This is a genomic window from Mycetocola sp. Y444 (assembly GCF_059445295.1).
This window is the reverse complement of the sequence record NZ_JCAIUB010000003.1, coordinates 827,021-841,907: the sequence shown is the minus strand read 5'-3', so window position 1 is coordinate 841,907 and position 14,887 is coordinate 827,021. Positions and strand designations below refer to the sequence as shown.

Below are 14,887 nucleotides of genomic sequence, written 5' to 3'. Positions count from 1 at the left end.
TCACCTCCTCGCGTCAACGTGACCTCGATCGGCCATCCGGTGACCTGCCGGTTCCTTGATCGCGTCGACCACCCGCCCGATTTCGTCCGGGGTGATCTGATGGAACACCGGCAGAATCAGGGTCGTGTCCGTGAGCAGTTCGGTCACAGAAAGGTCAGCCGAGCCGGTATCCCGACCACGGTAGGCAGGCTGGCGGTGAGACGCCATAATGCCGCGGCGGGCAGAGATTTCAGCAGCGGCGAGGTGCTCCAGGAGCCCGTCCCTGGTCAGGGGATAGCCGGAACCAACTTCCAGCCACAGGGACTGGAAGTTGCTCGTTCCCCACGGAGGGTCGGTTACGACCCGGATTCCGTCGACATCGGCGAGGGCCTCAGCATAAGTTGCCGCCACTTCCCGTCGTCGCACGACGATCTCGGCCAGTCGACCGAGCTGAACGATACCGACAGCTGCCTGAAGATCGGTCATGCGGTAGTTGAAGCCGATCTCGCTGTACTCCTCGGGCGGAGCAAGCACGCTCGAGTGACGCGCGGTGGCAGACACACTCATCGAGTGCTCCCGAAGTCGCCGCGCTCGATCGGCCCAGGCCTCCCTGTTTGTCGTGAGCATCCCGCCCTCACCCGTCGTGAGAAGTTTGCGGGGATGGAACGACCAGGCCGCGATATCAGCCCCCGCCCCGACCGGGGCACCCCGATAGGTCGATCCCGCGCCGCAAGCGGCGTCCTCGATAACACGAATGCCGCGCTCATCGCAGAGAGCACGGATGGGATCGAGGTCAGCCGGGACGCCGCCCTGATCGACGACGATAACCGCGGTTGTCCGTTCGGTGAGGGCTTCGGCAATCGTGGTTGCCGTCACGTTTCCGGTGTCTCTGTCGACATCGGCGAAGACCGGTCGCGCGCCGACGTATGTCGGCGCATTCGCCGTCGCGATGAACGAGAACGACGGCACGACAACGTCGTCACCGGCACGGACGCCTGCAACCACCAGGGCAAGGTGCAGCGCAGTCGTGCAATTGGACGTTGCGACCGCGAACGACGCGTCCATGGCATCCGCGAAAAGCGTTTCGAAACGCGCGACCTGCGGCCCCTGAGCGACCCAGCCGGACTCGAGAACCGCGGTGACCGCCGCGATCTCTTCCGCGCCGAGCCAGGGCTTCATCACGTTGATGCGCGTCATGCCGGTACCGCTGACTGCGTCGTTGAGATCTCGTCGCGCAGCGGCTGCCACCACGCGACGAGCTGACGGAGACCGTCCTCGAGCGGAACTGTGGCGTCGAACCCCAGGTCCCGGCTGGCGGCCGACGTGTCTGCGAGGCGGCGGGCCACGCCATTAACGGCGCGTTCAGGGCCATGTTCGACCTCGAGGTCAGAGTCCATCGCCCGCAACAGCGTTTCGGCGAGATCGAGAAGACTCGTCTCGGTTCCACTCGCAATGTTGTAGACGCCATCGGTGATCCCCGACGCTGCGGCGAGCAGGTTTGCCCTGGCGATGTCGGTAGTGAAGACGAAGTCCATGGTCTGCCGACCATCACCGAAGATCAGCGGCGGCTTGCCGTCGGCGATCCGCTCCATCCAGCGCACAAGCACTTCGGTGTACACACCGTGCACATCCATACGAGGTCCGTAAACGTTGAAGTAACGCAGGAGGGTGAAGTCGAGTCCGTACATCGCACGGAAACTCCGCAGCATCCCTTCGTTGAACGACTTGGCCGCTCCATAGAACGTGTCGTTGTTGTGGTGGTGGTGGCGTTCCGTGGTGGGGAACTGCTCGGCCATGCCATAGACGGAAGCGCTCGACGCCGCGATGACCTTATCGACGGATGCCTCCACCGCTGCTTCGAGAACGTTGAAGGTACCGTCGACGAGCACCTCGAGCGCCAGTCGCGGGTCTTCGGCGCACTGTGTGATGCGGATCGCCGCCTGGTGAAAGACCAGATCTTTGCCACGCGTGACGTCGTGGACCAGGTCACGGTCGCGAATGTCACCCTCGACGAGGGTGACCCGTCCGGACTGAATGGCACCGTCGAGATTCGCCCTCCGCCCTCGAACCAGGTTGTCGAGCACATCGACATGATCCACCCCGGCCTCGAGAAGCTGATCTACGATGGTCGACCCAATCGTGCCTGCTCCGCCGGTGACCAGAGCCTGTGCTCCGTGCAGTTCACTCATCGCGCCGTCTCCATCTGTTCGCCTCGTATAGGGATTACCGCGGCTCCGGATTGGGCCAGGCTTCGAGTTGCCGCTTCGAGCACCGAGAGAACCCGAAGCCCGGCTTCTCCGTCAGTGCGGGAGGGCCGGCCGGACCGGATGCTGGAAGCGAACTCCGCCGCCATGGTCGAGAGCGCTTCTCGCTCGGGAAGGGCGGGAGACCAGGTGTCACCGAGTCGGTAAGAAATGTTCGCGTCCCTCTCGTCGGTGCGCCCGGCTGATTGCTTACCGAGATCGACGCCACGGTCGTAAACGCTGAGCCGCTGTTGCGGATTGAGGTCGTCCCAGACGAGCGTGCGCTTGCTTCCGCCGATCACCATCTGACGGATCTTGGTTGGACTCAGCCAGTTCACGTGCACGTGGGCGATCGCGCCGCTTTCCAGCGGGAGCGTGAGGTAACCGATGCAGGATCTCCCTGCCCCGAGCGGGTCTGCTCCCTGCGCAGCCACCGCCGTTGGCCTGAGGCCGCCGGGAAGGACAAAATCGAGGATGGAAAGGTCATGCGGGGCGAGGTCCCAGAACACGTCGACATCGGGTTGGATCAGGCCAAGGTTGATGCGTACCGAGTCAATGAAGAGGATTTCGCCAAGTTCTCCATCGGCAATCAGGTCTCGGATTTTGAGGACCGCCGGCGTATAGCAATAGGTGTGGTCGGCCATGAGGATGAGGCCGCGGGTGGCCGCTTCGAGGACCATCGCCTGGCCATTACCGCCGGAATCTGCGAGCGGCTTTTCCACGACAACGTGTTTGCCAGCGGCGAGCGCCTGCATGGCAATCGGATAATGCGTTCGCGCCGGAGTGGCGATCGCGATCGCGTCGATAATGTCGGATTCCAGCAGTTCGGTCAGGGACGTGACCACTGACACCTGGCCAGACTGCTCGGCTAGTCGACTGGCCCGCTCCCGGTCCAGGTCACAGATCGCGACGAGCTCCCACTCGGGGCTTGCCGAGAAATTGCGCGCGAGGTTCGGACCCCAGTAGCCGGCGCCGACAACGGCGATCCGGAGTTTCTCCTGTGACATGTGTTCCCCTTCGGGGTGGTGTGGTTTGTGGGTCGGGCCGTGGGCGGAGAGAGCGGTCATGGTGAGGCCCTGAACATCGCGTCGACCCAGAAGTTGTGCTTGATCGGCGCGGTCGGTGCTTCCGTGGAGTAGGAGTATCTGCCGCCGTTCCACACGCTTGTCAGTGGGCCGTTGACCACTTCGCTCTGGAGCCCGTTCGGTGTCACGGAGTATCGACCGTGAGGGGCGAGATAACTGACGGTGTACACGGTTCCCGCCTGCACTGGGACAGGAGCGTCGAACACGGCGAATTGCCAACCGCTCGCACTCTCCTGAGTAAAAGTGGTACTCGCGAGCTTGTTCCCGGTGGGACCCCACAGGGCGCCTGTGTGTTCGCCGGTATCGAGGGTGCCCTTATAGAAGCGCACTCCCAGGATTTCGCCGTCGACCGCCGAGGTGAACGACATTCCGACCTGGACCGGGTCAAAATCCTCCCAGTTGGTCGCTGCGGGTTCGCTGTCGGGATGGAAGAGGGAGGTGACTCCCGGCTGGGTAAGCGGGTCCACCGCGGGCTCGGCCGGTGGTGAGGGAGTGGGTGTCGGTGTGGGCGTGGGTGTCGGTGTGGGCGTGGGTGTCGGTGTGGGCGTGGGTGTCGGTGTGGGCGTGGGTGTCGGCGTGGGTGTCGGTGTGGGTGTCGGTGTGGGTGTCGGAGTCGGCGTCGGTGTGGGAGTGGGAGTGGGAGTCGCGGCCAGGGCCGTGAACTCCAGATCCACGAAATAGTTCGTGGCGTTGAAAGAATGGATCGGGAACCCTCCGGCGCTGCCATAGAGGAATCGGCCGGCGACCCCGGTCAGCGGTCCGGATGTGCGCGGAGTCTGGAAATAGGCGCCCGTGTACGAGTAGTGCCCCGTGGGTGCGAGGTACGAGACGACGTATTCCTGCCCGGCGGTCAACGGGACGGGCGCTGGCAAGGACGCGGTCTGCCAGCCTGTGCTTGACTCGGTCTGGAATGTCACTGTTGCGAGTCGTTCACCGGCCGAGTTCCATAGTGATCCAGTGTGAGTGCCGCTGTTTCCCTGGCCTTTGAAGAAACGGATCGCCGTCACCGAGCCCGCTTCACTGGCGGTGAACACCATGCCAAGCTCGACGGGCGATGAATCGTCGGTGGCCGACACAACGACCGGTGTCTCATTCCCGAGGAGCGTGTATCTGGCACTGGTTGCGCCGTCTTCCGCCGTGTGGAAAGTCCACAGGTGATTCGCCAGGGCGATCCCTCCGGTCGAGCGGATCCCTGAGACCTCGACATCGAGATCCTGGTCAGCGGGCAGATCATCGTCCGGAGTGAAGACGATGGTCTTGCGGTTGACACTGACCGAAGCCACTCCATTGATCTCATGCTCGCCAGCCGACACCGTCATGTCGAATCCGTCGCTGATCGCCGTGGAGAAAGTGATGGAGATGCTGGTGTCTCTGGCGACATCGACAGCTCGATCTGCGGGGAGTGTGCTCTGGACAACCAGCGGATCCGGTGTTGTCTCGAAAACCACGTCCACTGAATACGAGGTTGACGTTGCCCGATCGGGAAATGCACTGGTATAGCTGTACAACCCTGAGCTGGCCGAGGTTCGAAGCGGCCCGTTGGCAAACCCTGCTCCGTACGCTCCCGCGGTGGCGGAATAGCGCCCAGAGGGTGCCAGGTAGGACGCCACGTATTCGGTTCCAGGGGTAATCGATACCGGCTGGGCGAAATATGCCGTCTGCCAGCCCGATGAGCTCTCTTCGCTAAAGATCGCTGTCGCGAGCGAGTCACCCCCCGCGGACCACAGGGAACCAACATGCATCCCGGTATTCCCCGTCGCCTTGTAGAAACGAATTCCCCGGATAATTCCCGGCGCGGTCGCGGAGAAGCGCACGCCGAGGGTCACCGAATCCGGGTCGCCCACCTCGATGATCCCTGGCAGCTCGCTGTCGTTGTACAGGCTGCACGGGCATATCCCCGGCTCCGCGTTGGGTTTCGCTGTGCTGAACGACCAATCGCCACCTGAGACGGGCTCTGCGCCCGCTACACCCCAGACCTTCAGGGAAACGGAATACGTAGCGGAGTTGGCGAGGGGAATGGCCGGGGTGAACGTTGCGGTGCGCGTGTCCGGGTTGTACGCGGTGCCGCCGCTCAGCTGGGCGCCCAGGCTGTCCGTCACGGATATGTCGACGGACTCCGCGGCCACGTCCTTCGACAGCACCGCGCGGATGGGCGTTGTCGTTGACACACTTGACGATCCGGGGTGGGGCGATTGCTGCATCGCTACGAGTGGCGATGTGTCAACGGTGTCGAAGACCACATCAACGAAGTAATTTCCTCGACCAAAGCTTCTCGTTGGATACGTCCCCTCGGTGCTGTGCACTCCCGCAGCGGATGATCCATATCCCCCGTTGACCTTCAGCGGATGGCGGTCGATCGTGGCGTAGTCGCCAAAGTTTGACTCCGCGGCATAGTGCCCGTTCGGTGCAAAATACGACACCACGTATGTTCGGCCCGCCGTTACCGGAACGGCGCTGGCGAAAGTAGCCAGTTGCCAGCCGGACGGACTCTCGTCCGAGAACGTTGTTGACGCGAGCCGAACGCCGTCGTCCCGCCAGAGCGATCCCGTGTGAGTACCGGTATTTGCACTGCTCTTGTAGAAACGAACGCCGGTTACGAACCCGCCAACTGCTGGCGTGAAGCGCAGCCCGAGTTCTACCGCGGATGAATCGCCCGAGTCGGGCGTGGCAGGGGTTGTGTCGCCGAAGAACGAATACGGGCCGGTGACCTGAATAGTGTGCGACGCCGGTGAACTCGGGTAATTGGCACTGTCGTCGATCGCCCGCACCAGGGTCGGCGTCGCAGCCATGCCCTTCTGCACGTAGCGATATGACCACTCGCTGGTACCTGTCGCGGGATGCCAGGTGGCCCCCTGGTCGGTCGACACTTCGACCCCGGCGACCTCGCCGCCCACGTCTGCAGCTGTGCCTGTCACTTCGACAATCGATCCGCTGTAGACGGTCGCGCCGGGCGAAGGGCTGGTGATAACCACCGTAGGAGCCGTCGTGTCCGCGCTCGCTGTCGCTCGTACAAGCGCCGGATCAAGGGAGGCCGGCTGCGCTCCCATGTCTGCGAGTAGATTCACCTGCGCCTGCTGCATCCGGGGATCGGCAGATGCGCCGTCTCCGTCGTGCTCATCGTCCAGGCCCCACGCCCACTGCACGCTGCCAGCCGAGAATACGAGTGCACCGCTCGGCGCGCGGTACAGGGTGAGGTGATGCTTCGTCGTGCCGGCCTTCACCGTGTTGCCGTAATCCTGAAGATATTCGGGAACGTCGCCTGTCGTCGTTGACAGGCGCACGAGACCAGCTGGGCGGAAGCCGTTGTCCACGTCTTCGTTCGACTCGTAGCCGACAGTGTGCGGGGCCAGTGACGCCGTCGAGCCCGGGGGCAGATTCGCCAGACTTGTGTTCCGCCAGAGACGCAACTTACCTTCGCGTGAGGAAACTGAGACCGGCAGGTCGGAATAGTTCACCTGATAGAGGGTGCCGATCAGTTTGTTCTCGGGCTGGCCTGCACCCGAAGACGCCGGCGCATATCGAGGGTCGCGCCAGGTCCCGGTCCACTCGTCTTTGGGGTCGATCTTCTGGTAGCTCCACGTCTCCTTGTAACTCACGAGCGTGCGGTATGCAGTGGCACCAGCGTCTGCGGACGGTTCGTAGCGTGTGCGCCAGTATCCTTCATTGCCCGCGAGGAACTGAAGGTTCACACCGGCGTCGCGGGCGGCCTCGATGTTCGCTTTCTGCGCGCCCGACCAGTATTCGTCGTGGCCGACCGAGAGGAAGACGCGGTGGTTGGTGAGGAGGGAGCCGTAACGGTCCGTGTCGATACCACTGAAGTAGCTGACGTCGTACCCGTTCTTCTCCATGAATCGAACCTGTGCGTACTCGCTTGAGAAATAGAAGTCACGGCCTGCCATGTCCGCGCGGGTGTTGAACGGCCGGTTATAACTGACCTTGAACGCCCGCCCGTTGTTGGCGCCCTGATAAAAGTCACTGCCGCCATAGGTGTTGTACGCGTGCCACGTAGGGTCAGACGTTTGGAAAAGCACGTCGGAGGAGCTGTCCTCATCTCTGACGATGAAGATGATGTGGCTTGAGCCGCCGGTATCGACTCGGGTCAGGAGTGCAATGTAAACGCCGGATACTGCGTCGGGTGGCACGTCCCACGATGCGGACACGTCCCACGTACCGCAGTCGTAGAGCTCCGTCGCTTCGTCAGTGATGCACTCGTCCTGGTCCTCTGCACGGTTAGGGGCAAGAATTGCGCGCTCAATGAAGCGAGCGCCGAGACCCTGGTAATAACCCGTGCGGTAGACGTCGACCGTGTAATCGAGAACCTCGGAATCAATCTTGAAGTCGACGCGAGTGCCCACATTGACGCTGATATCTGTGGCGAATCCCTGGATGCTCGCGTCTCCCGCACGATCGATGTCCCAGATGTCCGGGGCCGTACCCGGCTTTGAGTTCTCGCACACAATGGGATTCGAACCGGGAGCGCACGGCTCTGCGGCGTGTGCGGCCGCGGCACTGAGCGGAACGGCCAGGGTGGCGAGAATGGCAAAGACCGCTGCGAGCGCGACCGACCTGTTCGAGTCGAAAACGCTTAGCCGGGAAGTCGGCTTGCTCGGACGGGGCACTTCAGCACTCTTCTCACCGAAAACAGGCCGCGAAAGTCACCACCGCCTGTCCGTGGGCAAGGGAGGAGGAAGGACGGCTCAGCGCGGCCGTAGAACACCAAACGTGATGGATTTTCACGTTCTGTGCTGAAAGAGTAACCCGGAGCAGGTAGCGAGCGATCCCCCCTCTTCGGGTGAGAAAAGCTCAGTTTATGGGCCGAGGTGGTGAGACGAGACCATCACGGTGCAGAGGATCACCGCGTGCACCGGTCCCGAAACTCGAGCTTCCTGACCAATCTAGAGCTGGGAGCCGTCCACCGCGAAGGTATCGCAGGCGCCGGGTCCACCCTCGCGACCGGCGTTGAACCAGCGCTGGCGCTGTTCGCTCGACCCGTGGGTCCACGCTTCGGAGTTCACGCCCTGGCCCGAACCCGCCTGGATGCGGTCGTCACCGACCGCGGCGGCGGCATCGAGTGCGTCGGCGATCTGCGCCGCTGTCGGCCGCTCGAGGAATGTCACACCGTTCTTGTCTTCGGTCTCGCTCGCTCCAGCTACCCAGGCGCCCGCAAAGCAATCGGCCTGGAGCTCGATGCGCACGGAATCGGAGTCGGGACCGGTTCCCATGCGGTCGGCGGACTCCATGATTCCCGAGATCGCCTGGATGTGGTGCCCCCACTCGTGTGCCGCAATGTACAACTGGGCGAGCGGACCGCCCGTCGTGTCGAACGGCGGCTGGCGCAGCTGCGCGAAGAATGAGGTGTCGACGAAAATCGTCTCGTCGCCGGGGCAGTAGAACGGCCCGGTCGAACTGGATGCCGCTCCGCACGCGGTGGTCGTCGATGATTCGAAGAGGTCGAAGCCCGGGGTCCGGTACTCGCCGCTCGCGACCGTGCTGTAGTTGTCGATCCAGAAGTCATCGATCGACGACCCCGCCCCTGCCATGAGGCACTCGATGTTCTCGTTGGCGTCCTCGCCCGTCTTGCACTGCTCGCTGAGGGACGTGGCCGATGGCGCCGAACCGCCGGCTTCTCCGCCTCCCCCGATGAACCCGCTCAGGTCGATCCCGGTGAACTGGGCGATGAGGAAGACCGCCACGACAGCGAGTCCACCACCGCCGACGCCGATCGCTGTTCCACGACCGCGCTTGCGTACGTTGCTGCCGGAGATGTCAGAGTCTGGATTGAAGGTCACCGGGATAACTTACCCGCACCCGATCGCACCCGCAGAACCGCTTGCGCGGCACGAGCGTCACCGCTAGGAGGCGAACCGGTCGGTCGCTTCGATGAGGGCATCCAGGATTCCTGGCTCGTCGAAGGCGTGACCGGCATCCGGAATCATCTTCAGCTCGGCGTGCGGCATGGCTTCGGCGAGCGCCCACGCCGTCATCGGTGGCGTGCACATGTCGTATCGACCCTGCACGATGACGGTGGGGATGCCGGCGAGCTTCGGAGCATCCCGAATCAACTGGCCTTCCTCCCACCAGCCGCCGTTCATGAAGTAGTGGTTCTCGATGCGGGCGAACGCAACGGCGTAGGCGGGTTCGGTGAAGCGCGCAACGGTCGCCTCGTTGGGGAGAAGGGTGATGGTCGACGACTCCCAGCGCGACCAGGCAACCGCCGCCGGCTCGTGCACGGCCGGGTCCGGGTCGTTGAGGAGCGTTGAATACGCTCGGATGAGATTGCGGCGCTGGTCGACCGGCACCGGTTCGAGAAAACCCTGCCACAGGTCAGGAAAGACTGCGGATGCGCCGCCCTCGTAGAACCAGTCGAGTTCGACCTGGCGCAGGGTGAAGATGCCGCGGAGGACGAGCTCGGACACCCGATCGGTGTGGGTCTGGGCGTACGCGAGGGCGAGCGAACTGCCCCACGACCCGCCGAAGACCTGCCAGGTGTCCACACCGAGGTGTTCACGCAGCTTCTCGATGTCGCTGACCAGGTGCCAGGTGGTGTTGGACTCGAGGTCGGCCTCCGGCGCGCTCGCGTGCGGCGTGCTCTTGCCGCAGCCGCGCTGGTCGAAGAGAACTATGCGGTACCTTTCCGGGTCGAAGACGCGCCGCTGGCTCGGGGTCGTTCCACCGCCGGGCCCGCCGTGCAGGAAGACGACGGGTTTACCGTCCGGGTTTCCGCTCGTCTCCCAGTAGATCAGCTGGCCGTCACCCACGTCGAGGTGCCCTGTGTCGTACGGTTCAATCTCCGGATACATCTCGCGCATACCTCGACAGTATCCCTGTCTGCGCGGTGCGACAGGGGGTCCAGCACCTTCTCTCGAAGCCGCATCGCGGCATCCGCCAGAAAACCTGTGGCACAGAACGCGAGCTGGTGCAAGGTCTCGAACTTCTGTGGCCTCGAACCGCCGGCTGGGCGTAGCGTGGCCGCATGGACAATCGCTATCTCGGCAATTCAGGCCTGAAAATCTCCGAAATCATCTACGGCAACTGGCTGACCCACGGGTCACAGGTTGAGAACGACACAGCGAAACAGTGCGTCGCCGCGGCTCTCGAGAGCGGCGTCACGACGTTCGACACGGCCGACGCCTACGCGAACACCGCGGCGGAAACCGTGCTCGGCGAGGCGCTCGCCTCCGAACGGCGTGAGTCCCTCGAAATCTTCACGAAGGTGTACTGGCCGACCGGACCAAAGGGACCCAACGACTCCGGTCTCAGCCGCAAGCACATTATGGAGTCGATCCACGGGTCGCTGACCCGGCTCGGCACCGACTACGTCGACCTCTACCAGGCGCACAGGTACGACCACCACACTCCCCTCGAAGAGACGATGCAGGCCTTCGCCGACATCGTCCGCCAGGGAAAAGCGCTGTACATCGGCGTCTCGGAATGGAACGCAGACCAGCTGCGCCGTGGTTCTGCACTGGCGAAGGAGCTCGGCTTCCAGCTCATCTCGAACCAGCCCCAGTACTCGATGCTGTGGCGGGTCATCGAGGAAGAGGTCGTGCCGGCCTCCCGCGAGCTCGGCATCTCGCAGATCGTCTGGTCCCCCGTTGCCCAGGGCATTCTCTCGGGCAAGTACCTGCCGGGCCAGCCGCTGCCGGAGGGCTCCCGCGCGACAGACGCGAAGGGCGGCGCCGACTCGGTGAAGGTGTTCCTCCGCGACGAGGTGCTCACCGCGGTGCAGAACCTCAAGCCGATTGCCGACGAGCACGGCCTGAGCCTGGCGCAGCTTGCCGTCGCCTGGGTGCTCGCCAACGACAACGTGGCCGGCGCCATCATCGGCGCTTCCCGCCCCGAGCAGGTGCGCGAGAACGTCAAGGCGTCCGGCGTCAGCCTCTCGAAGGAGACCCTCGCGAGCATCGACGAGGTCCTCGGGTCTCTGCCCGAGACCGACCCCGCGAAGACGAAGTCGCCTGAGGAGCGCCCGTCCTGACCGACGGCGCCACCACTACGACTTCTACGACCTTTACGACCAGGGAGAAAACAATGAGCCGAATCGTCATCATCGGAGGACACGGCAAGATCAGCCGCATCCTCACCTCACAGCTCGTCGAGAACGGCGACGAGGTCGTCAGCGTCTTCCGCAACGCTGACCACTCGTCTGAAATCAGTGCTCTCGGTGCAGAGCCGGTCGTCTGCGACATCGAGACGGCGAGCGTCGACGACCTCGTCCCGATCCTCGACGGGGCGGATGCTGTCGTGTTCGCCGCGGGCGCCGGCCCTAATTCAGGCGCCAAACGCAAGCACACCGTCGACTATGAGGGCTCGGTGAAGTCGGCGCAGGCTGCCGAGCGCGCCGGGGTCACGCGGTTCGTTCAGGTCTCCGCGATGGGAATCGACGGCGAGGTCGACACCAGCGACGACGTCTGGGCCGCTTACGTAGCCGCCAAGCGCAACGCGGACATCGAGCTGAAGAAGACGTCGCTCAACTGGACGATCCTCCGGCCAGGTGCGCTCACTGACGATGAGCCGACCGGCCTCGTCACCCTCGCGACCGAGACCGAGCGGGGCTCGATCCCCCGCGCGGATGTCGCGTCGCTGATCACCGCAGCGCTGACCTTCCCCGAGACGGCCGGCTTCACCTGGGAAGCAATCTCGGGTGAGACCCCGATCCCGGCGGCGATTGCTGCCGCGGTCGCCGCGGGCTAGCTCGTCACCTCGACCGCGCCAGATCCATGCGGGCGCTGCAGATACTTCTGCAGCGCCCGCATGTTTGTGTAGCGCCCAAGATGATGGCGGGGCGGATGCCGTCCCGTCGCCGGGCGCGGAGGTTCAGTTCGCCCGCTACCGATCTGACGCGACGTAGGCCATGATCCCGTCCAGCACGCGGGCAAGCCCGAACTCGAACGCCAGCTGCGGGTCGCTCGCCGCCTGGTACACCTCTCCGACGGCCTGCCCGACGCGGCCGGCGAGCGGATACCTCGACCCGTCCATGACCTTCTCGAGCACCGGCGCGTTGGCCGCCCACCACTCGGCGTCACTCACACCCGACCGCTGCTGGGTCTGATCCATGTCGCGGGCCATCCGGGCAGCGCTCAGCACGAACCCGGCTATCAGAGTGACCACCTGGTCCATGTCGATGTCACTGAGACCGATTCCCTCCACGGCGGAGAGCTCCCACTCGTAGCGGTCGGAGATGTGCGGCCCGAGCGCTGGCCGCGACGTATCGACCGACAGCAGCCACGGGTGCCTCCGACACTCAGCCCACAGGTGCCGCGCAACGGTATCCAGCCGGGAGCGCAGGTCGCCCTCCAGCGGCGGGTGTGGAACTTCGCCGGTGACCTGGTCGACCATGAGCCCGATCAGGTCCTCCCGCCCTGGCACATAGGTGTACAGGCTCATCACGCCCATGCCCATGCGCTCGGCGACCTTGCGCATCGAGAACGCTTCGAGCCCCTCCTCGTCAGCGAGGGCGATGCCGTTCGCGACGACGGCGTCCACCGTCGTCTTCTGCTTCGGCCCGCGAGCGCCGGATTGTTCGCCGAGGGTGTGGCGCCAGAGCAGCGCCAGCGTGCGATCCGGGTCTGTGTGCCCTGGGTCATCGTTCGCGGTCATGCCCCTAGTGTACTTACTCCGTATGGTGTACGCTCAGTTTCCTCATTAACTCCGTACGGCATACGACAAGGAGTATTGTGAACCTTCCAGCCTCCTCCCGGCCCGGCTCCCCTCCCGCCCGATCCCCGCAGGCACCTTCCCTCAGCGCCACCCGGCTGCGCAAACGCTATGGTGCCGTTCACGCGCTCGACGACTTCGACCTCACCATCCCGGCGGGCAGGATCCACGGCCTGCTCGGGCCGAACGGTGCGGGCAAGAGCACGGCCGTTCGCGCACTCGCAACCCTCATTGACCTGGACTCCGGCGAGGCGACCGTCGCCGGGTACGACCTGCGCTCCCAGCCGGCCGGTGTCCGGGCGAGCATTGGCCTCGTCGGGCAGAGCCCCGCTGTCGACGAGATCCTCGGCGGCAGGCAGAACCTCGTCATGTTCGGCCGGCTCTTCGGCCTGGGCAAGCGCAGCGCGGGGGTCCGCGCCGACGAACTGCTCGCGGCCTTCGACCTCACCGAGGCAGCCACCCGGCCGGTGTCCGGGTACTCGGGCGGCATGCGGCGACGCCTCGACATCGCGGCGAGCCTCATTCTCTCCCCCGCGGTCCTCTTCCTCGACGAACCGACGACGGGGCTCGACCCGCGAGGACGCAACGAGGTCTGGCGCACCATCCGCCGAATCGCCCGCGCGGGCACAACAGTCCTCCTCACCACCCAGTACCTCGACGAGGCCGACCAGCTCGCAGACACGATCTCCGTCATGAACGCGGGTCACGTCATCCGCTCGGGAACCCCGGACGAACTCAAAAAGCAACTGGGCGCCGATCGCATCGTCGTCACCGTTGCGGATGCCGCTGACCTCGCGGCAGCGGCGGATGCCATCCGGAGCGACGGCGAGGCCACCCTCGACGAGGCGGCGCGCACCGTGACAGCAGAGGCGCCGTCGGGCACCGCGGCGCTCATGGCAACGGTGCGTGCTCTCGACGCCGCCGGCATCCAGCCGGTCGACCTCGTGCTCCGCCGACCCACCCTCGACGAGGTGTTCCTCGCACTCACCGCACAGGAGAACCCATCATGACCACGCTCACAGCGTCCCACTCCCCGGCGCCGCACGCGCCGGCATCCCGCTCGTCGGTTCCTCGCTCGTCGGCCCTGCGCAACGGCTGGATCCTCACCCAGCGCGAGCTGCTGCACTGGGTGAGGCAGCCCGCCCTGCCGATCTTCGGGCTGCTGTTCTCGATCATGCTGCTCCTCATGTTCGGGTTCCTCTTCGGCGGCGCGATCGAGGTTCCCGGCGGCGGCGACTACATCACCTTTCTGCTCCCCGGCATGTTCACGCTGACCATGCTGTTCGGACTCGAAGGCACGATGCTGGCGATGTCGACGGATGCCGCCAAGGGCATCACCGATCGCTTCCGGTCGATGCCGATCCACAGTTCGGCGGTGGCGCTCGGGCGCAGCGGAGCGGACATGGCGTCGTCCATCCTGAACCTCGCCGTGCTTCTCGGTGGAGGGCTGCTGATCGGGTGGCGCGTCACCACAGACCTCGGTTCAGCGTTACTCGCCGTCCTGCTCCTGTTGTGGCTCAGGTTCGCCCTGCTCTGGATCGGCATTTTTCTCGGGCTGGTCTTTCGCGGACCCGGTGCGACCATGGCGGTTCAGGTCCTGATCTGGCCGATCGGTTTTCTGTCCAATGTCTTCGTTGCACCCGAGACGATGCCGGGCTGGCTCGGCGCCGTCGCCGAGTGGAACCCGATCTCAGCCACGGCCACAGCCACGCGCCAGCTGTTCGGCAATCCGACCGGCATCACGTCGGGCTGGCTGCCGGATGCCGCGCTCGGCATGGCGCTCGGCTGGCCGCTCCTGATCACGCTCGTGTTTCTGCCGCTGTCGGCCAGGGCGTACCGCCGTTTGCGCCGGTAGCGTCAACGCCCGTCGACAGCTCCCGCCCACAACGAAGCCGCCCTCCCCGGTCGGGAAGGGCGGCTTCG

11 protein-coding genes are annotated in these 14,887 nt (G+C 64.7%); 4 read left to right on the top strand and 7 right to left on the bottom strand.

Features of this window, described 5'->3' with window-relative positions:
- The 6 genes from AC1C2M_RS15460 to pip all read right to left on the bottom strand — a co-directional run bounded on the left by AC1C2M_RS15460 (position 1) and on the right by pip (position 10,116).
- Positions 1–1,176 carry a DegT/DnrJ/EryC1/StrS family aminotransferase gene (locus AC1C2M_RS15460; protein ID WP_495437494.1) on the bottom strand — a complete coding sequence of 392 codons (1,176 nt, stop codon included), beginning with the start codon at positions 1,174–1,176 and terminating at the stop codon, positions 1–3.
- Positions 1,173–2,168, bottom strand: coding sequence for an NAD-dependent epimerase/dehydratase family protein (locus AC1C2M_RS15455; RefSeq protein ID WP_495437493.1), 996 nt, complete (start codon positions 2,166–2,168; stop codon positions 1,173–1,175). The genes AC1C2M_RS15460 and AC1C2M_RS15455 overlap by 4 nt, the downstream gene beginning before the upstream one ends.
- Positions 2,165–3,229, bottom strand: a complete 1,065-nt coding sequence (locus AC1C2M_RS15450; RefSeq protein WP_483405959.1) for a Gfo/Idh/MocA family protein — start codon at positions 3,227–3,229, stop codon at positions 2,165–2,167. The genes AC1C2M_RS15455 and AC1C2M_RS15450 overlap by 4 nt, the downstream gene beginning before the upstream one ends.
- Before the next feature lie 56 nt (positions 3,230–3,285).
- The gene (locus AC1C2M_RS15445) at positions 3,286–7,926 is read right to left on the bottom strand and encodes a DUF4082 domain-containing protein (RefSeq protein WP_495437491.1); all 4,641 of its coding nucleotides are present in this window, start codon (positions 7,924–7,926) and stop codon (positions 3,286–3,288) included.
- A 276-nt stretch (positions 7,927–8,202) separates the two neighbouring features.
- Positions 8,203–9,096, bottom strand: a complete 894-nt coding sequence (gene ypfJ, locus AC1C2M_RS15440) for a KPN_02809 family neutral zinc metallopeptidase (RefSeq protein WP_495437489.1) — start codon at positions 9,094–9,096, stop codon at positions 8,203–8,205.
- A gap of 63 nt (positions 9,097–9,159) precedes the next feature.
- Positions 9,160–10,116, bottom strand: a complete 957-nt coding sequence (pip, locus tag AC1C2M_RS15435; RefSeq protein WP_495437487.1) for a prolyl aminopeptidase — start codon at positions 10,114–10,116, stop codon at positions 9,160–9,162.
- A 164-nt stretch (positions 10,117–10,280) separates the two neighbouring features.
- Between pip and AC1C2M_RS15430 the strand changes: the two genes are divergently transcribed.
- Together AC1C2M_RS15430 and AC1C2M_RS15425 are read left to right on the top strand one after the other, a co-directional pair.
- Positions 10,281–11,285, top strand: a complete 1,005-nt coding sequence (locus AC1C2M_RS15430) for an aldo/keto reductase family protein (protein ID WP_495437485.1) — start codon at positions 10,281–10,283, stop codon at positions 11,283–11,285.
- Between the two features lie 53 nt (positions 11,286–11,338).
- Positions 11,339–12,001: an SDR family oxidoreductase gene (locus AC1C2M_RS15425; protein WP_483405963.1), complete on the top strand. Its 663-nt coding sequence runs from the start codon at positions 11,339–11,341 to the stop codon at positions 11,999–12,001.
- A 135-nt stretch (positions 12,002–12,136) separates the two neighbouring features.
- On the opposite strand, the gene AC1C2M_RS15420 is transcribed toward AC1C2M_RS15425, so the two are convergent.
- A complete protein-coding gene (locus AC1C2M_RS15420) occupies positions 12,137–12,907 on the bottom strand; it encodes a TetR/AcrR family transcriptional regulator C-terminal domain-containing protein (RefSeq protein ID WP_483405964.1) in 771 nt (256 codons plus the stop codon).
- 77 nt (positions 12,908–12,984) lie between these two features.
- Here AC1C2M_RS15420 and AC1C2M_RS15415 point away from each other — a divergent pair, with 77 nt between their 5' ends.
- Both AC1C2M_RS15415 and AC1C2M_RS15410 read left to right on the top strand, forming a co-directional pair.
- Positions 12,985–13,974, top strand: coding sequence for an ATP-binding cassette domain-containing protein (locus tag AC1C2M_RS15415; RefSeq protein WP_495437483.1), 990 nt, complete (start codon positions 12,985–12,987; stop codon positions 13,972–13,974).
- A complete protein-coding gene (locus AC1C2M_RS15410; protein ID WP_495437482.1) occupies positions 13,971–14,819 on the top strand; it encodes an ABC transporter permease in 849 nt (282 codons plus the stop codon). The genes AC1C2M_RS15415 and AC1C2M_RS15410 overlap by 4 nt, the downstream gene beginning before the upstream one ends.
- The last annotated feature ends 68 nt before the right edge of the window (positions 14,820–14,887 follow it).

Bases quoted from the DNA above. Each gene is read 5' to 3' on its own strand.
- AC1C2M_RS15460 (WP_495437494.1), bottom strand. From the start codon at position 1,176: ATGACGCGCATCAACGTGATGAAGCCCTGGCTCGGCGCGGAAGAGATC.
- AC1C2M_RS15455 (WP_495437493.1), bottom strand. From the start codon at position 2,168: ATGAGTGAACTGCACGGAGCACAGGCTCTGGTCACCGGCGGAGCAGGC.
- AC1C2M_RS15450 (WP_483405959.1), bottom strand. From the start codon at position 3,229: ATGTCACAGGAGAAACTCCGGATCGCCGTTGTCGGCGCCGGCTACTGG.
- pip (WP_495437487.1), bottom strand. From the start codon at position 10,116: ATGCGCGAGATGTATCCGGAGATTGAACCGTACGACACAGGGCACCTC.
- AC1C2M_RS15430 (WP_495437485.1), top strand. From the start codon at position 10,281: ATGGACAATCGCTATCTCGGCAATTCAGGCCTGAAAATCTCCGAAATC.
- AC1C2M_RS15425 (WP_483405963.1), top strand. From the start codon at position 11,339: ATGAGCCGAATCGTCATCATCGGAGGACACGGCAAGATCAGCCGCATC.
- AC1C2M_RS15420 (WP_483405964.1), bottom strand. From the start codon at position 12,907: ATGACCGCGAACGATGACCCAGGGCACACAGACCCGGATCGCACGCTG.
- AC1C2M_RS15410 (WP_495437482.1), top strand. From the start codon at position 13,971: ATGACCACGCTCACAGCGTCCCACTCCCCGGCGCCGCACGCGCCGGCA.